This window comes from Vibrio sp. MED222 (assembly GCF_000153005.1).
In the GTDB taxonomy this organism is placed as follows: Bacteria; Pseudomonadota; Gammaproteobacteria; order Enterobacterales; family Vibrionaceae; genus Vibrio; species Vibrio tasmaniensis_A.
In genome coordinates, this window is the sequence record NZ_CH902607.1 from 144,337 (window position 1) to 162,796 (window position 18,460).

An 18,460-nucleotide genomic window follows, 5' to 3' on the forward strand; every position below is an offset into this window, starting at 1 on the left:
TATTTCGATTCATTTATCAATAGTGTTCTGTTTGAATGTAAGTACTTAATCATCATTTGTGATTTAATATGTGTATAGGTCGCATTTATTGAATATGAAGGCAATGATGAAGACGTTGTGATTTTGTGAAAGGGATAGCTTCTTGACATCTTTTATTGATAGCTTAGTACCTCAGGCTGTAAAAAAATTAATACCTTATCAATCGGCAAGAAGAATTGGTGGTGATGGACGTGTCTGGCTAAACGCCAATGAATTGGAAAGCTCGTTGTTTCAAGGAGAAGCGAGTCACAATCGATACCCAGACTTCTTACCACAAGATATTGCTAAGGCTTACCAAGGTTACTGTGGCACTGATGCCGCGACGGTTGCTGTCCGTGGTGCAGATGAAGCGATTGATTTGCTGATTAGAACATTCTGTAAGCCGGCGAGCGACAACATACTTATCTGTTCTCCAACGTATGCTATGTATGAGTTTTGCGCCGATGCATTGGCGATAAATACCTTGGACTCCCCATTGCAGGAAGACTTCAGCCTTAACGTCGCTGATATAGTGAATAAAGCGGAATTGGCTAATATCGTGTTTCTTTGCTCACCAAACAACCCTACGGGCAATGTGATCCCTAAATTGGATTTGATTCAGGTTCTTGAGGGAACTCAGGGTAAATCTCTGGTTGTGGTGGATGAGGCGTATATTGAGTTTGAACCGCAAACATCAGCGGTGAGTCTTATTGAGCGTTATCCGCATTTGGTTGTGATTCGCACCTTGTCTAAGGCGTTTGGACTCGCAGCCGTACGTTGTGGCTTTATCTTAGCGAGTCAAAATGTGATGCAGTATGTAGCTAAATTAATTCCACCGTATCCGATGCCAGATTGCTCATCTCAAATTGTACTAGACGCATTGTCTGATGAACGAATTGCGTTGATGGAAAGCGCGACGTTAAAGTTGGTCGAATTGCGTAATCGGTTTGCTTGTGAGCTAACGCGGTTTGAATTTATAGAACAGGTTTATCCGTCATCGACCAATTTCGTTTTGCTACGTCAAAAACCGGGGCACCATGTGTTTAGCGTATTGGCGAAGGATGGCATTGTGACAAGGAACCAAAACCACGAACCTGCTTTGCGTAACTGTGTACGAATCAGTATTGGTAGCCAAGAGAGCATGCTAGAAGTGATAACGTCACTAACACGCTACCAAACCGAGCTGCAACAGAATCAACAAGATCAGCAGAAGCGACAGGAGCAACAAGAACAATATATAGAAACTCAAACTCAACTCGATAAAGATCATATCTAGGATGGCAATGATGAAAAAGATAATACTAGGACTCGCTTGTGCGGCCGCTTTACTTGGTACAACGGTACAGGCGAAAGAAATCCGTTTGGCGTCAGACTTTACGTATCCGCCATTCAACTATAAAAACAGTGACGGTGTGCCTGTCGGGTTTGATATTGAGATAGCTGATGCACTGTGTGAGCAAGCCAAACTCGATTGTACTTGGGTTTCACAAAGCTGGGACTCGCTAATTCCAAGCTTATTGGCAAGAAAGTCAGATGTGATTATGGCTTCGATGCGCATTACTGAAGAGCGTAAGCGTAAAATCTTATTTACTGATAAGTACTACCAAACACCAGCCGTGTTTGTTGCTGCTAAAAGCGCGGAGTTCAGCGTTGATGAGGCTGGCTTAACGGGCAAAACCATCGGTGTTCAGCAAGGTACGATTCACGATCGCTACGTAACGGATAAGTTTGGCAGTGTTGCCAACATTAAGCGTTACACAGGGCAAGATGAAGTGTATCTGGATCTGCAAAACGGCCGTTTAGATCTAACCTTCGGCAACTCAGACCAACTGTCATTGGCTTTCTTAGACAAGAAAGAAGGTGAGGGTTTTGAGTTCAAAGGCAAAGCAGTTACCGACAAAGCCTACATTGGCGAAGGTACGGCTTTAGCACTAAGAAAGCAGGATTCAAAACTGGCGAAACAATTCAATGCCGCGATTGAAGAGATTAGAGCAAATGGCACCTATGATAAGATCGCAGCGAAGTACTTCACATTTGATATCTATGGCGCTGATTTGTAATTCGCCTAGCATCTGAAAGTAGAACACCAAAAACATCCGAAGGCTGTGAGGCTCTCGGATTTTTATTGGCTCCAAAAGACCATTGTTTAAGTGTTTAAGTGTTTAAGTGTGTAGTTGGGAAGGGGAGAAGAGACGTACAAAAAAAGCCACTCGACTGAGTGGCTTAGTGCAAGGAAAGTAGGCAGTGCCTTGCGAACAATCGTAACTAATGATCTGATTAGTATATTTTATTCCAATCAGCAATCGTCACATCGCTATTGTCGTAATTGATAGCTTCTGCTGTAACCTTAGATATCTCATTTAATAATTGAATATCTTCTGCGTCCGTCACGGTTACTGGAGCAACAATGACCGAGTTATTTGATTTTACCTGTAGTGAGTAAGAGTTATTCGTTAGAACACCGTTGGTTTCCACTACCGATAGCCCGTTTAAGCTTAGGGGATGAGCTAGGGAATACTCAGCAATTAAATTCGCGGTTTGTAACTCTTCAGCACTGAACTTCACACCTTTAAAACCATCGTAATAGTAACGGCCATGAATCAGGGAATCTTCGAATTTGAATGCATCAACGAATAGAGATGTAGCCTTGTTAGGGGCCTTTGTCTCATAGTTTACTTGAACAAAGTATTCGGTTTCGGTTGAATCTTCACTTACGAAACCAGGAATTAATTTGCCTCCAGATTCGACAGCACTTGAAGCGACTGACACTGTACCGTAGCCAGACTCGGCGCGGCTCTCAACTTTAAACTTCTCGTTGTCACTATTACAGTCCTGACATGCCACGTTGATAAACTTTGAATACGCTTGCGTAGGATCTGAGGAGTTTTTATTAACTTGAGTACGTCTAAACAGACCTGTTCCAGGAGTGTCATCGCTTGATGTTTGATAGAAAGTAAAAGACTCAAATTGCTCTTCGGGCTCGTCACTGAAGTTATAACTGTTTTCAAGAATGAAGACGAGTTCACCGCCAGTGTTACCTACGTTTGAGCTGTAAGCAATGATCTCTTGGGGAATTGAGGATTCAAATTCTGATTTTGCGGTGCTCTGATTTAACTTGGGTGCCCAATCATTTGGATCTTGGCATTCGCCTTTGGATGCGAAATAGATAATAGAGACGGGGAGCGTAGTGATACCATTTTTTGTGCCGTATTGATCGACAACATAATCAATACCCGGCCAATTCTTCGCTTCTACGTTTTCTGCAATACAGAAATCCATCACCTCTTTATCGACACCTTGTGTCTTAGGGTTTTTCTTCAAGTAGTCAACGACAAAGCCGACTTCTTGAGATGCGTCGATCAACTCCTGTCTAGTTTCCAACGGAAGTTCCGTGTTCTGCGAACCCGTAGTCAAAGATGTTAGCAATCCAGTTGGGGAGGTTTTTAATTGCTTAACATTTGTTGCGTCCATATAAAGCGCAGCAGAGTCAAAAAATGACGCTTTAAGCTTAGTTGTAATCATTTCATCAATGCTACTACGCATGTTCTCACCGACTTCATGAGCACCATTGTAGTGGGCGTTAACGATAGACGAAGAGAATAGGCTTATACAAATGGTTGAAGCTAAAACGGTTTTTTTCATAATACTAATCCTTCAATATCTATTGTTTAACTTGACTGAATTTGGTCGGTGTAGAGATAGATAGGCTCGTCTTTCCGACAGGCAAGTTCATAATCGTATTAACGCCTTCTGAGCTCAGTTTTTTTGATTGCAAATCTACCTTGTTCAGTTTTTGGTTTAGAGTAGATTTAGTCGCGGTAACTTGCTGGGTTTTAGGCTTTGAAGTGGTGGTTGATTTTTTTGAACTATCTCCCCCGCAGCCGATCAAAGCTATAGGTAATATAATTGCACTGATATGTAGAAATTTAATCATTGTTATGGGACCTCATATAACATCGGGGAGACCAACCTAGTAGCTGATTGGGTTATTAAGCTTTGTATCAACTGCTTACAATTCATTTTATAAGTCATACTGCCAAAACGGAGCAACCGATTGCGTTAAACAGAAGTTCCATATTGTTCAGTGCAAATTGGTGAGTCGAGACTGTGAATAAGATATAAGGTGCACTAATTAATAAAACTCTAGGTTATTCATGTTCCGCGCTTTTAATCTACTTTCTCTAATTATCCTGGCTTCTTCCGTATCTTTTTACGTTAAGGCTAGTGGTTCGATTACCATCGGAGTTCAAACCTCAGGATTTTCTCCGTACGTTGTTGTCCAAGAGGGGGAGGTTTCGGGATTATTGCCTGAATTGATCGGTTTCTATGCAGAGCGTGAGTTGAATGGCTTGGAGTTTGTCGGTTTTCATTCTCCGTCGGATCTAAATAACGTACTTAAAACTGAACAAGTTGATGCCATTATTACGGCTGAACAAAATGTTTCTAGTAGCGGTGTTATTTACTCTAAACCTATCTTATCTAGTCGAATGGTTAGCCTAAGTAGTGAGCCTATTGAAAGCCACTTATTAATGAAGGGACGAAACCTGGCTTATTTTGAAGACTCGAGTAACGCGTCTTCTGTGAAATCGCTTCTCCCATTTTCTTCTTTTAAGTCATATTCATCCTATCAAACCGCGATTGCTGCTGTAGCTCGAGAGAATGCGTTAGCCATTGTTGATGATGGAGTGTTACTGCACAACAAGTTAATGAATAGCCCCTATGAGTTATTTTTGTCGGTCAACTTACATGATGGTTTACCCTTAAATAATTATGTTATTGCCTTGCTGGATACGCCTGAAAATAGGAAGTTGCTGGGTATTATCAATAACGCTATAAACCAAGATAACTCAAGCAAGCTTGTTAATATTCGCAAAAAGTGGTTGAACGAAATACAAAGGCGTCTTCTGTTAGTCGTTAGTAAAAACAAGCTGCTATTAACTGAAAAAGAACAGCAGTTCCTTCTTCTTAATCCGAACATATATGTATCATCGACGGCAGACTCTAAGCCTATATCTTTCATGAATAGTGAAGGTAAGCCTGATGGTATTTCGATTGATATATTGAGTGAAATATCCCGACTTACGGGGTTAAACTTTATTTACGACAACGACCTCGATTTACAGGGCAACCAAGCTCATCCAGTTTCTCTTCCAGTAATTCATACTAAGGCGACACCTTCTACTGGTGACGATGAGCATCACCTCTATTCTAAGCCTTTCATGGTTGAGCCGTGGGCACTGGTTGGTAAAAGTGATACGAGTAAATTGGCGGTATTCGGTGAGTTAACGAAGAGCTCCGTTATTGGAACTATAAACGACAGTGTCGGAATAGAGCTTGTGAAACGCTATTGTGAGGCTTGCCCAATTAAGACCTATAGCTCTGAGTTGCTTTTGCTCGATGCCGTGGATACAGGAGAGGTAGACTCAGCGATGCTTTCGCTCTATTTAGCGTCTCCTCTATTACAGGGCCAGTATTCAGGGTACTTACGCGTAACAAGCCTGCTATCTAAAGACAACGATATTCCAGTCGCCTACAGTGTCGAAGCCGACCAAGAAGTGCTGAACAATATTATTAACAAAGCGCTGTTCGCCATACCTCATCACAAGTATCAGCAGATCAAGAAGCATTGGTTGGATGTGTCTTATGAATCAGGCGTGGATACGGCAGATGTTATCTTGGGTGCTGCCATTTTAATCTCTGTAGCATCGGTGCTCATTATGCTTGTAATGGCATGGAGTTGGAAACTAAGACGTGAAGTTGAAGATCGAAAGCGAACTGAATCCGCTCTCAAACATCAAGTGGAGTTCGAGCGTTCATTGTTGGACGCAATGCCGTTTCCTATTGTTGTGCGTAACTTGGATAACCAGATAATCAGTCTGAACAGTGCCGCGCAGCAGCTTACTGGTTTTGAGTTAATCGAAGGAACTATCGTTAATAACTCCGATGAAGACACAATGATCCATCACGGGGTTGTTTTGCCTCGCTTAGAAAAAGAAGTCGTTTCGCCGCAAGGCAGTAAACACTACGCGTATTGGAAGTGCCCTTATATCTCCAACGGGAATATCGAAGGCTCAGTGACCATTCTTGATGATCTTACTGAGCTTTACGAAGCGAAAAAAATTGCAAAAAGTGCCGATGACCGAGTACAGAAACTGGCGAACAATTTGCATGGCGCGGTTATACAGCATATTCAGCCCAAACGAAGTCTTCACGATATTGAATTCGTCTTTATTAGTAATGGGGTAGAGGAGCTTTTAGGGCTTACTCCTGCTCAATTGCGCCGCTCTCCAATTAGTTTTTTCGCACCGCTTAATGCTCAGGATCGTCGAACCTTAATTAAGAAGGTACGTAGTGGAAATAAAGAGGGAAAACTAAGCCTCGATATTGGAGTGAATATTGATAACCAAAACCGATGGCTCAATTTGCAGAGCAAGATTTCTGATCTTGGCGATTATTATGAATGGGACTCTGTTCTTACTGATATAACAGAGCTTAAACAACAGCAAGAAGAGCTAACACAAGCAAGACAAAGTGCTATCGCCGCAACTGAGGCCAAGTCTCGATTTTTGGCAAACATGAGTCATGAAATCCGCACTCCATTGGGAGGGATTGTTAGCTTGTTGGAATTGTCTGAGCAATATGAAGTTGGTTATGAAGTTCAGAAAATCCATACAACGCTGAGTCAGTCGGCGAATAACCTACTGCATATTGTTAACGATATACTCGATTTCTCGAAAATTGAAGCCGGTAAACTGACCCTAGATTATCAGCCTGCAAGTCTAGATACATTGACTCTTAGAGTGACTCAGTTGCAGGCGAGGCAAGCTCACGCCAAAGGGTTACAGTTCAAATTTTGGTTAGACCCTGAGTTGAATGATTTAGTCTTAATGGATGACATTCGTATTGGGCAAGTTCTGAATAATTTGTTGAGCAATGCCATTAAATTTACAGAATATGGAACCGTAGGTTTAGCGGCAAAGTTACTCGACCTGGATGGTGAACAGCAACAAATTTGTTTCGAGGTGTTTGACAGTGGCATCGGTATCAGTGAAGAACACATTCGAAACCTATTCCAACCTTTTGTTCAAGCCGATGAAGGAACCACGAGGAAATATGGTGGTTCAGGCCTTGGTTTGACTATCTCGAAGCAACTTATTGAACAAATGGGTGGGAGTCTTAACGTAACGAGTAAGATCAACATTGGTTCAACGTTCTCTATTACGCTGCCGCTTAAAACGCTCGCTGAAAATAACAGGGCGGACATGAATGGCAAGGTGGCGCTACTTACCAAAACGTTCATGCAGCAATCTGAATTAGAGAACTATCTAACATCTTGGGGTATTAAGGTTATCTCAAAGAATGTTCAGGTGACTAAAGAGCTCGCACACTGGGTCGATACCATTGAGCCTGATTTTGTGTTTATTCCTCATGAGCTAGATCAGAGCATTGATACGTTCGCCGAAAGCGTGCAGTTTATTTGTGTCAGTGAACAAGGAATGCTTTCGCCTGCGCCATGCAAATTGGGCTGGAATCTGTCAGCAAACCCATTGTTGCCTTCGCAGTTGATGCACTGTTTGCACAACTGTCCTGCGTTTGTGGAAGATATTGTCCAAGATGATAATAATCTGAAATTGAGTACTGAGTCGCGTGAGTCTGCCAAACAGAATCAAAGACTTATCTTAATAGCGGAAGATCACCCAATCAATCAACAGATAATTCTTCAACAAATTGAGCAATTAGGTTTCCATGCCGACATGGTAGATAACGGCAAGGAAGCACTTGTTGCCTTAGATAATGAAGATTATGGGCTGCTAATTACCGATTGCCACATGCCTGAGATGGATGGGTATGAGTTAACAAGGCAGATCCGAGTAAAAGAGCAGAGCCAAAACCAACCTCGTCTTCCGATCATTGCGTTAACCGCAAACGCTGTACAAGGGGAAAATGATAAGTGCTTTGAGATTGGTATGGATGACTTCTTATCAAAACCAACCAAATTAAGGGTGATTGGCGACACCATAATCAAACATCTTGATAAGGTGCAATCTGTTGTCGATAAGCCTTGTATTAGTTCCTCGGAGCCTAAAAGTGAGCCGAGCTCTGCTCCGATTGATCTCGCCAACTTAACCGAATTGTTTGGTGACCAAGATCTCGTCATGCAGATCATCACTGACTTTATCAAGAGCCATCAAGCTGACATGCCTCTGCTTCAAGCTGCGTGCAAACAGCGAGATCTCGAAGCCATTAAACAGGTAGCTCATAAGATGAAGGGAGCTGCAAAAATGGTAGGCACAGAGGACATTGCCAATCAATTGCAAACAATGGAATTGGTCTCCTTAAGTGACTTAGATGGTATTCAAGCACATTACGATAACCTCGAACAGCTGACGAACCAATTGAAGACTTATTGTTCAGAATCAATCAAACCATTTAAGGAGCTACCATGAACCAGCATGTTGTAGTGATAGAAGATCACCCTTTTCAATTGAATGTAATGGGGATGGTTTTAAAGAGTTTGGGTATGGAAAATGTCCAACCTTTTGAATGTGGATATAAGGCTCTAGAGTTTATTGAAGCCTCTTCTGTCGATTTGATCTTATGTGATCTGAATATGCCGATGATCGATGGTATCGAACTCCTAAAACGCCTTGCTGAGGCCGATTTTCAAGGCAATATCATCATCACAAGTGCGGAAAGCAAAACAGTGCTCGATGCCGCAAGGAAGATGTGTAAAGCGTTTAACCTGAATTTGCTTGGTGTTCTTGAGAAGCCAATAGCAAAAGAGTCGCTGTCAAAGTTAATTAACCTTAACTCTACAAAAGAAGCGGCTGCTTCTAATTCTAATAGCGACATCGTTATTACGGATGAAGACATAGCAAAAGCGGTAAGCAACCAAGAGTTTATGTTCTATTACCAACCGATAGTGTGTATCCATAGTGGTGAATGGCGAGAAAGTGAATCGCTAATTCGATGGCAGCACCCTCGTTATGGCGTACTCAGCCCTTTTTTCTTTTTGTCTCGGTTACTTGAGTCAGGAAAAATGGGAGAGGTGATGAAGTATTTAATCAATCAAGCGATCAATGAGAAGTCACTTCTCGGAGAGCGGAGATTTGCAATAAACCTGACAGCTAAAGATATTATTGACGGTGATATTGTTGATTATATCTTCGCTTTGATCGACCAAGGTGAACTTGAGACAGAGCAGATAAAATTGGAATTAACAGAATCTGATTTAGTTGAAAGTGTCGCTCTTGCTTTAGCGTCCACCACGAGGATATGCATGCGTGGTATTCCCCTGGCGATTGACGACTTTGGAACAGGTTACTCTTCACTCAAGCAATTAGATGACCTGCCATTTTCAGCACTGAAACTGGATATCGACTTTGTGAAAAACATTCAGAGCAGTCGTTCAAGCCATGCCATTGTTCGCGCTACTCTCTACTTGGCTCACTTATTAGAACTGAGTACGGTTGCTGAAGGGGTTGAGGATCATTCTCTTTGGATGGACATTCGTGAAATCAGTAATGTCGACACATTGGTTCAGGGCTATTTTATCGCTCGTCCAATGCCTGCTCGTAAACTATTAGAGTGGAAAGAAGACTGGGACAGCAAAATTAAAGAGCTGAACTTAATTAAAGAAATTAAATAAGCGGGCTTTGAACATAACGGTAAATTTGTTTAGTGAATGTGTTCGCTATTAAATATGAACAAACGTTACCATCAGCCACAACCAGCGCTAATGAAAAAACCTTATGCTATTGTCTCGCTATATCAACATTAAAGTACAGTTTATTGTACTGCTCTCAATAATATCTCTTAGCCTAGCTGCCATTATCTCAATAAATGTCTTTATTCATAATGATAATAGTCAGCGCCTAAAGCAGTTAGAGTCAAGTTACTACCCTGCACTTGAGCATGCGACGAAAATATATTCTCTTTTACCTAACGTGAAGCAACAGTTCGAAGCTGCTGTCGTGATGGAAGATGAGCAAGCTCTCGATTTTGCACGTCAAATTTCTTCTGAACTGCAAGTTGAAGCGAGTCGTGGTGCCGATGTTTTACCTTCACAAGCGACAGCTTTTAATAAACTGTCACAACAACTAGCAAGGTACACGGATTCTGCGTACGCGCTGAGCGAAGATTTTATTAATCTCAATGACTCTTTCGAGAGCCTGACCTCCAGAGCGAACCAACTTAGCACTGAATATGATTCATTAGTTGCGTTAAGCGAGACGTTACGTGCATCCGCGAGTCAGAAGGTCGTAGACACTATCTTGCACTCTGAAAAAGCCGCAAACGACGCTGCGAATCAATCTATTTGGTTAGGTGTGTTCTTTTTGATCTCTGTGATTTCGGTTGGTTACGCAATATTCAAATCGGTTATTAGCTCAATATTGCTTGTGACAGAAAAGATGAAGGCGATTGCGACTGGGGATGGTGACTTAACGGTACGCATCGACTACGCAGGAAAAGATGAGATATCAACGCTTGTTGAGAGTTTCAATCAATTCATTGAAAAGCTACAAGGCATTATCGCGAGTACGTTAAGCATTGGACACGAGCTTGAGGTTGTCAGCGACAAGATTCGTAGCGAGTCGAATCAAACCTTGGCTCTAAATAGCACTCAACGTGATCACATCGAAGAGGTTACCGAGGCGGTCAATAACATCATCGACCTCATAGAACAAGTTGTTAACTTTGCATCGCATGCAGATTCTCAAGCTCAAAAAGCCAATTCTAGTGCTCAAACAGGAACACAAGTGGTTCTTAAAACGAGTAAAGAAATTGAAGAGCTTGCGACAAACATCCGTGATACGGCCTGTAAGTTGAAAGAACTCGATCAGAATGCAAGCAATGTTGGCTCAATACTAAACACAATACAAAGTGTCGCTGAGCAAACGAATTTATTAGCACTAAATGCTGCAATTGAAGCTGCGCGAGCTGGTGAACATGGCCGAGGCTTTGCTGTTGTGTCCGACGAAGTGCGCGTGTTAGCGAACAATACTCAACAATCAGCAACAGAAATTAATGCCCTGTTGGTCGACCTTAAGTCCGGCTCTAACGCTGCTGTTGGCGCTATGGACCAAGGCTTAGCGAGCTCGTCACAGGCGGTTGGAGACGCGCAAAACGCTGGTGACTATCTATTAGAAATTAGTGGCCAGGTAGAAGAAATTACCGAGCTCAACAAACAAATTGCAAGTACTACAGAGCATCAAGCTCGTGCTTCAAAACAAATCCACACCCATATGGATGATTTTAGACAGTGCTCTCATCAAGTGTCTCAGTCGACAGATCAACTCGAAGCTCTAAGTCACCAACTGAGTGGCATCGTTACAGAGCTGAGTAAATCAACATCACAATTTAAAGTATAACGGAGAACAACAATGACTAACTCCTCTTTTCGCTTATTGCCGTTAGCGGTAGCACTTGCGACTTCATTCGCTGTACACGCTACAGATGAGCAAAAATTGGCTGAGCTTGAGAACAAGGTCGCTATTCTTGAAGCAAAAGAACTAAATTCAGTCGCTGATAAATTTAGCTTCAATGGTTTTGCGTCTTTGAACATGCAACTTGGTAACAATAGCCATGGTTTCATGAAGTCACAAAACAAAGTACGCTTTGATGAAGGTTCTCTAATTGGTTTGCAAGGTGAGTTTGAAGTTAACGACTCTACTTCAGCTGTAGTGCAAATGGTTGCTCGCGGTAACAAGAAAGAAAACTGGACACCGGATGTTGAGTGGGCATTTCTAAGCCATAAAGTAACACCAAATTTGACAGTCCGTGGCGGTAAGCTACGTCTTCCTCTGTTCATGTACTCTGACTACCTAGAAGTGGGTTACGCTCAAACAAGCGTTCGCGTTCCTAGTGAAGTTTATGGTTCTGTGGTTCTTACGTCACTTACTGGTGGTGATTTCATCTATGACGTTGAGTTAGACGACAGCACAGTATCATTCCAAGGTTTCGTAGGTTCACAAAAGCTTTCAGCGTCTAAGCATAGCTACAATGCTGATACGCAGTTTGATGACATCGCTGGTGGTGTGATCAACTGGACAGACGACACTTGGACTTTACGTACGGTTTACGCTCAAGCAGTGGTAAGCTCAACAACAAACTGGAACGTTAAGAATAAGCCACCTATTTTAAACACAACGTTTAACGATGAGAAAGCGAAGTTCTACGGTGTTGGTGGTCGATACGACAACGGTAACCTATCGCTAGTTTCAGAAGTTACTCGTACAACGGTTGAAGGTTTCTATCACGATGTAGATTCTGCTTACCTGACAACGGCTTACCGTGTGAACGAATTCACGCCTTACGTAACTGTAGCGCACATGGAATCGACAGACGATGCAGAACGTAACAACCAGGTTAAACGTCAATACGTAAACATGGTTAAGAACCCAAGTGCTGCTACTAAATATGCTTTCGGCTCTGCAGCCGCTATCTCTAGCAACATGAATATCCAACGCACAACTTACAGCATCGGTACTCGTTGGGACTTTATGCCTAATATCGCGCTGAAAGGTGATGTTAGCTACCTAACCAACTTCGGTTCAACTAATGGTGGAGTTAACGCATCTTACAAGAACGAAGACAACATCTTGTACACAGTTAAAGTTGACGCGGTATTTTAAGGAAGAGAATTATGTTTAAAAAAGCATTGGTAGCCGCTGCTCTTCTTAGCAGCATGAACGCTTTCGCTGGTTTGGTTGTTGTTGGCAACCCATCAATGAATGAGCTTGACGCTTCAACAGTTAAAAAACTGTATCTAGGTAAAGCAAAGTCTCTACAGATTGAAGCGGTAGACTTGGAAGACGGTCACCCACTTAAGGGTACTTTTCACCAAGCAATTACAAAGAAGACAGAAGCACAGCTTCAAGCTTACTGGGCAAAGCGAGTATTTACGGGTAAAGGTCAACCACCTAAAGCTGTAGGTCAAGAAAGCTTAGCGAAAGACATGGTAGCTAGCTCTTCAAACAAAATTGCTTATATCGATGACTCTTTAGTTGATAGCTCAGTTAAGGTTCTTCTAAAGCTTTAAGTTTGAGCTATAAAATAAAAGCTTGAGCTGTAAAGTAAAGGCTTTTCGTGTGGCGCTCTAATAGGGCGCCACTCTTACATTGGCTTACATACTGCTCGAACTCTCTTACTTACCGCTTACACTCGCTTGTCAATTCCCTATCTTATTGTTTCATAAGGCAATCTTGCTGGTTGTTTTTTGTTCTATTCTCTAAAAAATCCAAATTTTTTATATTTTTATTCATTTAGTTTGTTTGATATAAAAATGGGCATGTTGAGATTATTTGGTTGAGTTATAGAATGCGCGGGTAATATAAACAAATAGGTGAGGATACAATCTGATGCTAAATGACAAAAGAACAAAAATCTTGAGCTCAGCAGAAAAGCTATTTATTTCTCAGCCTTATAGTAAAGTTTCAATTCGGTCTATTGCTAAGTCTGCGGGTGTAAGCCCCGCGTTAATTCTTTATTACTTTAATAACAAAGAGCAATTGTTTGATCAGCTCATCGAAGAGCATACAAGTCGTTTTCAAGAGCAGTTCTCAAAGTATCAGAGAGTGGATGGAATACAACTACAACACTTACTTTCTGAACTTATCGAGTTTTGGGAAGCTTCGCCTAACATCTTTTTACTATTCACTTTTGGCGGAAGTTCATACAATTACGAAAATGTTCAACGCCTTAAAGAGTCTAAGTTTGGTTACACCTACAATAAGACTCTTGAAAATCTTCTTTATTTAGTTGATGGCTGTAACGAGTCAAACTTTCATTATTACCAGATGCTGGTTACGTCGTTAGTGTCTCAACCATATTTAGCAAACAAGCAACAAAAATATAACAATGACAACTCTACGTTTAACCTTATGCAATACCAAGAGGTTATAGCTAGCTTATTTAAAGAAGAGACTCGCTTTGCTTATTAGATAACTGCTTATTAAATAACTGCTTATTAAGTAATTGCTTACTAAATGATTCTTCATAAGTTGTGTTTTGGGTTTTAATAGCTAATTCTTAGAAATACGTTATGAAAAAAAGCGCCGCTCATTTGAGTGGCGCTTTTTTATGAGGAATACAGCCTCTAGTCGGGACTGTTAACACATAAGCAATAGGCTACTCAGTTTGATTTTTGAGTGTCTGGAACCCAAAGTAAATTCGCATGAATGTAGTTAGCCAACAAGCTGCACCAAAGGTGTAAGCGATAACCGCAAAGTGTTGAGGCCAAATACAGAACGCGATGAAACAAGCGATGGTTTCAGTGCCTTCGGTTAGCCCTGACATGTAGTAGAGAGACTTATGCTTATAGACTGGGTTTTCGATGCCTCGTTTGCCTGCCATCACGGCAAACGCCAAAAAGCTGCTGCCAGTACCGATAAAAGAGAAGATCAAAAACGCACCGGCAATGGCGTTGTGTTCTGGGTTCGCAATAACAAAGCCAAAAGGAATTAACGAATAGAAAAGGAAATCGAGGCTGATGTCGAGAAAACCGCCAGCGTCACTAATGCCTTGGATTCGAGCCAAGGCCCCATCAAGCCCATCACATACTCGGTTGAACACAATGAAGCCTAGCGCCCATTCGTAATGTTGAAATGCCAACGCCGGAAACGCTAAACACCCGACCAGAAAGCCAAATAAGGTGGTTTGATTTGCCGTGATACCGAATTGACTCAGCAACTTAGCTGATTGGTTTAATGGCCACTTAATGACCTTGATGGAGTACTTATCCAGCATGATGACTTCTCCATGGCCAAGACAGCACTTGCGCCCCTTGAGGTACGTCAGCTTCGTCGTGCGTGACCATTAATGTTGGGATATTTGCTTTTGTCAGCTGTTCGAAGACCCAATCGCGAAATTGTGCTCTTAACTCTTGGTCTAACTTACTAAACGGTTCGTCGAGTAGGGCGAGCTTCGGCTTCGCCAATAACATACGAGTTAAGCTGATTCTTGCACGTTGACCGCCAGATATTTGATCCGGGAAAGACTCTGCCAAGTGAGTTAGCTCTATGTCTTTTAGTGCAGCCATCGCTTGCTGTTGACGAGCGGAGCCCTTAATTGAATTAGGCAGAGAGAACGCCAAGTTTTCCCATACCTTGAGGTGAGGGAACAACAAGTCATCTTGAAAAAGAATACCGACTTCACGCTGATGTGAAGGCAGGTCATCCAGCTGAATGTCGTTCAAAATAACGGTGCCAGAATACGAAAACTCTTCACTTAAGTGACCAGCAATCGCATCCAGTAAGGTCGACTTTCCGCAGCCACTCGGTCCCATCAAAGCCAGTATTTGGCCAGATTCTAATGTTACATTTAGCGCTGAGAACAGCGAATCTCCATCGTTTTTACGGATGGCGAGGTCGTTGAGGTGCAGACTCATTCGTTAGAAAACCTTTAAAAGTAAGACGGCGATATCTGAGTTGAAGTCGGCTGACTAATATCGCTAAAGAGAAAAAGAACAGAGGCAATAAGGCTTGCCAGATAGCATAAATTGCAGTCACTCTGCGGTCGAAACCACTGGTAAGGGCAACGGCTTCTGTGGTGATTGTGCTAATACGGCCCGCGCCGAGCATCAAGGTGGGTAAGTACTGAGCCAAACTTACGCTGATCCCGACCGCCCAAGCAAAGGCAATAGCGGGTAACAAGATAGGCAGCTTGATGGAGTACCAGCTCTGAAATGGCGATTTACCCAAGCTCAACGAGGCTTTTATCAGGCCGTCATTGAAGCTTTTCCAAGGGCCATCCAAAGACAGATACACAAACGGGAAAGCAAAGAAAACATGCGCCCAAATTACCCAAAATTCATAGGCGCTGCTGCCGATATAAAGCGTGGTTACTTGCATGCCGAACAATACCGAAAGTTGAGGTATCAACATGGGAATCGCGATAATAAAGCCCGGAACTTGCCACTTGTATTTGATTCGGTACTCATGAGCTACCAGCGCGAGTAATAAAGCAACGGAAGCGGCAATAAGGCCAATCCACAAGCTTTGCCCGACGGTGCTCATGATGCCATCCCACTCAAACTCCCAGAAACGCATGCTGTAGCGACTTGGAAGTAAATCAGGGAAGCGCCAACGCTGAGCTACACTCCAAATCACCATCAAAGGAATGATCAGCAATGAAAGGCTAGCAAGAACTGTAAATACGGTTTTCCCCGGCAAGTTAGCCCCAGTTCTTCCTGAATACTGCCAAGTTCGAAAGTACTTAAGAACCGCCCATTCTATTAAACGAGCGAGGGCGATGATCAACGAAGCCAAGCCAAATAGAACAATGGCTCCGGCTGCTGCTCGTGGTAATAGATTAAGGTCTGGGTCGTTAAACCATTGCCATACCAAAACGGCAAAGGTAGGTGGGTTGGTTGGGCCAATGATCAGAGCGATGTCGACAACCGATACGCTGTAAGCAAGCACCGCCAACATAGGGAAGCGAAGCTTGGTAAACCATTGTGGGAAAATACACTTCCACCAGATCTGAGCACGGCAATAACCCAGAGAGGCACTGACCTTAGTGATGCGTTCAACATCGATTTGTTGAAGTATCGAAATGCTCATCAGCAATAAGAAGGGCACTTCTTTGAGTGCGAGCATAATGATTAGGCCAAACGCGTAAGGATCTTTTATCAGCAAAGCCAATTCAGAGCTTGTAGCTGATTCGCCGAGCAAGTGATGTACGGCTCTTGCGCCAAGCCCCGTTGGACTAAACAGAAAAGCAAAGCCGATAGCGAAAGCCACATGTGGAATGGCAAGCATTGGCGATAGCGTTAACTCAATCTTTCTCCAAAACTTGTTTCCCCAAGAGGCTTGAAGAATGCAAAAGGTCAGGAAGCAGGCGATATAGCTGCTTGCAATTGCTGACCCTAGGCTCAAACCAATAGAGTGCCAAGCCCCTTCCCATTGAAAGACTTGGTTAAAACCGTTGAGTGTTGGTTCCTCTAAACCTAGGGGCGGGATGAAACTCAGTGACGAGGCCACTACTCCCGCTACCCCAGGACTCGTAGGGACAATGCACACAGCTATAACAACAAAATATAGAGCGCGTAGCATGAATTTTAGTTACCGTATCGCTTAAGCCACTCTTTCTCGAGCGCGTTTTGCCAGCTTGGGTGTGGTTCATCAATCGATTTAAATTGTTGAGTATTCTTAGCGCTACCAGTCAGGTACTTGCTGCTTAATACAGAAGGATCACCCCAAACATTGAGGTCGCCTTTGCGCGATTGTGCTTCTGGGCTCAACAAGAAGTTGATGGTTACCTGAGCGCCAGCACTTGCATTAGCATTCCAAGGAATCGCAAGGAAGTGAATGTTAGACAGAGCGCCACTTTCTAGAGCATAGGCCTTGGTAGTTTCAGCTAGGCGGCCACTTGATTGTGCTGAATAAACAGAGTTTGGATTGAACGTAATCGCGAGGTCGAGCTGTCCGTCATCCAGAAGTTGAATGCTTTCAGATGTACCTGCAGGAAATTGCTTTCCGCCTCGCCATGCCACTTTATGGAATTTATCTAAGTAAGCCCACAGTGGTGCTGTAACTTCTTGGAAGTTGTCTTCCGAAACAGGTTGTGCCAGTGCAGGGTTGTTGTCTGTTAGCTCAATCAGTAGAGACTTGATGAAGCTGGTGCCATGAAATTCAGGTGGGCGAGGGTAGCTTAAGCGGTTCGGGAAAGCTTGAGCGTAGCTCAACATCTCTGAAAAAGATTGTGGCGGATTGTTTAGCGTCTCTTGGTCGTGAATGAACACCAGTTGTCCGACGCCCCAAGGTGCTTCTAAGCCTTCGGTTGGCTCCGAGAAATCGACATCAATTGGTAAAGATTTATCAACGTACTGCCAGTTTGGAAGTGATTCTGTGAATGGTCCAAATAACAGCGCATTGTCTTTCATCGAGCGAAAGTTCTCACCATTAATCCAAACGATATCGACACTGCCTTCGCTGTTCTTGCCTGCGGCTTTTTCTGCAAGTAGTCGAGTAGTCGTTTCAGCAATGTCGGTTACTTTTACATGCTTTAAGGTCACACCGTAGTCACTTTGTAACTCCTTGCCTGCCCATTGTAGGTAACGATTGATTTCTTGGCTTCCGCCCCAAGCGTGAAAGTAGACAGTTTGTCCCTCTGCCTGCTGTTCTATTTGGTTCCAGCTATTGGTTGATGTTGCTTCATCAGCGTAAATGGCTGCGCTGTATGCAACGGTTGCCATGATTCCTAACGTACTTACTATCTTGTTCATAAACTTTTCCATTTGGTAGTGAACGGGCAAGAGCATTGTTATTTCGAACTCCCTACAGTTATTCTATCTGTTTCTGAAATAATTTCTAATTCAACAGTAAATTCAATCAATTACTTAAGGGCTCTTACCATCCTAGCAACAGACCGTTGAACTGATGAATTTATTGCACTCAAATGATAGATTTTTTAGGTTTATTGGGGTTTGGTACGAAAAGTA

General features: G+C 42.8%; 14 protein-coding genes. 8 read left to right on the plus strand and 6 right to left on the minus strand.

All coding sequences use genetic code 11. The features are described from left to right. Nucleotides 1-142: 142 nt before the first annotated feature. Together hisC and MED222_RS14080 are read left to right on the plus strand one after the other, a co-directional pair. Nucleotides 143-1,294, plus strand: coding sequence for a histidinol-phosphate transaminase (gene hisC, locus MED222_RS14085; RefSeq protein WP_009846430.1), 1,152 nt, complete (start codon nt 143-145; stop codon nt 1,292-1,294). A 10-nt stretch (nt 1,295-1,304) separates the two neighbouring features. Next, on the plus strand, nt 1,305-2,078 hold the full coding sequence (locus MED222_RS14080) for an ABC transporter substrate-binding protein (protein WP_032555229.1): 774 nt from the start codon (nt 1,305-1,307) through the stop codon (nt 2,076-2,078). A 217-nt stretch (nt 2,079-2,295) separates the two neighbouring features. On the opposite strand, the gene MED222_RS14075 is transcribed toward MED222_RS14080, so the two are convergent. Both MED222_RS14075 and MED222_RS14070 read right to left on the minus strand, forming a co-directional pair. Further along, nucleotides 2,296-3,660 carry a hypothetical protein gene (locus MED222_RS14075; protein WP_009846432.1) on the minus strand — a complete coding sequence of 455 codons (1,365 nt, stop codon included), beginning with the start codon at nt 3,658-3,660 and terminating at the stop codon, nt 2,296-2,298. Nucleotides 3,661-3,679: 19 nt separating this feature from the next. Continuing rightward, on the minus strand, nt 3,680-3,952 hold the full coding sequence (locus MED222_RS14070) for a hypothetical protein (RefSeq protein WP_009846433.1): 273 nt from the start codon (nt 3,950-3,952) through the stop codon (nt 3,680-3,682). Nucleotides 3,953-4,172: 220 nt separating this feature from the next. On the opposite strand from MED222_RS14070, the gene MED222_RS14065 reads away from it, so the two are divergent. The 6 genes from MED222_RS14065 (at nt 4,173) to MED222_RS14040 (ending at nt 13,961) form a co-directional block, all read left to right on the plus strand. Then, nucleotides 4,173-8,465, plus strand: a complete 4,293-nt coding sequence (locus MED222_RS14065) for an ATP-binding protein (RefSeq protein ID WP_009846434.1) — start codon at nt 4,173-4,175, stop codon at nt 8,463-8,465. Then, nucleotides 8,462-9,667, plus strand: coding sequence for an EAL domain-containing response regulator (locus MED222_RS14060; RefSeq protein ID WP_009846435.1), 1,206 nt, complete (start codon nt 8,462-8,464; stop codon nt 9,665-9,667). The genes MED222_RS14065 and MED222_RS14060 overlap by 4 nt, the downstream gene beginning before the upstream one ends. Nucleotides 9,668-9,770: 103 nt before the next feature. Next, nucleotides 9,771-11,390 carry a methyl-accepting chemotaxis protein gene (locus MED222_RS14055; protein ID WP_009846436.1) on the plus strand — a complete coding sequence of 540 codons (1,620 nt, stop codon included), beginning with the start codon at nt 9,771-9,773 and terminating at the stop codon, nt 11,388-11,390. A 12-nt stretch (nt 11,391-11,402) separates the two neighbouring features. Next, nucleotides 11,403-12,653 carry a hypothetical protein gene (locus MED222_RS14050; protein ID WP_009846437.1) on the plus strand — a complete coding sequence of 417 codons (1,251 nt, stop codon included), beginning with the start codon at nt 11,403-11,405 and terminating at the stop codon, nt 12,651-12,653. An 11-nt stretch (nt 12,654-12,664) separates the two neighbouring features. Next, on the plus strand, nt 12,665-13,060 hold the full coding sequence (locus MED222_RS14045; RefSeq protein ID WP_009846438.1) for a phosphate ABC transporter substrate-binding protein: 396 nt from the start codon (nt 12,665-12,667) through the stop codon (nt 13,058-13,060). A gap of 319 nt (nt 13,061-13,379) precedes the next feature. Continuing rightward, nucleotides 13,380-13,961: a TetR/AcrR family transcriptional regulator gene (locus MED222_RS14040; protein WP_009846439.1), complete on the plus strand. Its 582-nt coding sequence runs from the start codon at nt 13,380-13,382 to the stop codon at nt 13,959-13,961. Nucleotides 13,962-14,148: 187 nt separating this feature from the next. Here MED222_RS14040 and MED222_RS14035 read toward each other — a convergent pair whose 3' ends face one another. From MED222_RS14035 to MED222_RS14020, 4 genes are read right to left on the minus strand one after another with little or no spacing between them, the layout of a single operon-like run. After that, nucleotides 14,149-14,766, minus strand: a complete 618-nt coding sequence (locus MED222_RS14035; protein ID WP_009846440.1) for a CDP-alcohol phosphatidyltransferase family protein — start codon at nt 14,764-14,766, stop codon at nt 14,149-14,151. Next, nucleotides 14,756-15,406, minus strand: coding sequence for an ATP-binding cassette domain-containing protein (locus MED222_RS14030; protein WP_009846441.1), 651 nt, complete (start codon nt 15,404-15,406; stop codon nt 14,756-14,758). Before MED222_RS14030 ends, MED222_RS14035 begins: the two co-directional genes overlap by 11 nt. Further along, a complete protein-coding gene (locus tag MED222_RS14025; protein WP_032555184.1) occupies nt 15,372-17,072 on the minus strand; it encodes an ABC transporter permease in 1,701 nt (566 codons plus the stop codon). The genes MED222_RS14030 and MED222_RS14025 overlap by 35 nt, the downstream gene beginning before the upstream one ends. A gap of 5 nt (nt 17,073-17,077) precedes the next feature. Continuing rightward, nucleotides 17,078-18,244, minus strand: coding sequence for an ABC transporter substrate-binding protein (locus MED222_RS14020; protein ID WP_032555185.1), 1,167 nt, complete (start codon nt 18,242-18,244; stop codon nt 17,078-17,080). Nucleotides 18,245-18,460: the final 216 nt, after the last annotated feature.

What these genes read in the sequence shown, in the direction of transcription:
- MED222_RS14080 (WP_032555229.1), top strand. Translation starts at nt 1,305, where the DNA reads ATGAAAAAGATAATACTAGGACTCGCTTGTGCGGCCGCTTTACTTGGT.
- MED222_RS14075 (WP_009846432.1), bottom strand. Translation starts at nt 3,660, where the DNA reads ATGAAAAAAACCGTTTTAGCTTCAACCATTTGTATAAGCCTATTCTCT.
- MED222_RS14070 (WP_009846433.1), bottom strand. Translation starts at nt 3,952, where the DNA reads ATGATTAAATTTCTACATATCAGTGCAATTATATTACCTATAGCTTTG.
- MED222_RS14065 (WP_009846434.1), top strand. Translation starts at nt 4,173, where the DNA reads ATGTTCCGCGCTTTTAATCTACTTTCTCTAATTATCCTGGCTTCTTCC.
- MED222_RS14060 (WP_009846435.1), top strand. Translation starts at nt 8,462, where the DNA reads ATGAACCAGCATGTTGTAGTGATAGAAGATCACCCTTTTCAATTGAAT.
- MED222_RS14055 (WP_009846436.1), top strand. Translation starts at nt 9,771, where the DNA reads ATGCTATTGTCTCGCTATATCAACATTAAAGTACAGTTTATTGTACTG.
- MED222_RS14050 (WP_009846437.1), top strand. Translation starts at nt 11,403, where the DNA reads ATGACTAACTCCTCTTTTCGCTTATTGCCGTTAGCGGTAGCACTTGCG.
- MED222_RS14045 (WP_009846438.1), top strand. Translation starts at nt 12,665, where the DNA reads ATGTTTAAAAAAGCATTGGTAGCCGCTGCTCTTCTTAGCAGCATGAAC.
- MED222_RS14040 (WP_009846439.1), top strand. Translation starts at nt 13,380, where the DNA reads ATGCTAAATGACAAAAGAACAAAAATCTTGAGCTCAGCAGAAAAGCTA.
- MED222_RS14035 (WP_009846440.1), bottom strand. Translation starts at nt 14,766, where the DNA reads ATGCTGGATAAGTACTCCATCAAGGTCATTAAGTGGCCATTAAACCAA.
- MED222_RS14030 (WP_009846441.1), bottom strand. Translation starts at nt 15,406, where the DNA reads ATGAGTCTGCACCTCAACGACCTCGCCATCCGTAAAAACGATGGAGAT.
- MED222_RS14025 (WP_032555184.1), bottom strand. Translation starts at nt 17,072, where the DNA reads ATGCTACGCGCTCTATATTTTGTTGTTATAGCTGTGTGCATTGTCCCT.
- MED222_RS14020 (WP_032555185.1), bottom strand. Translation starts at nt 18,244, where the DNA reads ATGAACAAGATAGTAAGTACGTTAGGAATCATGGCAACCGTTGCATAC.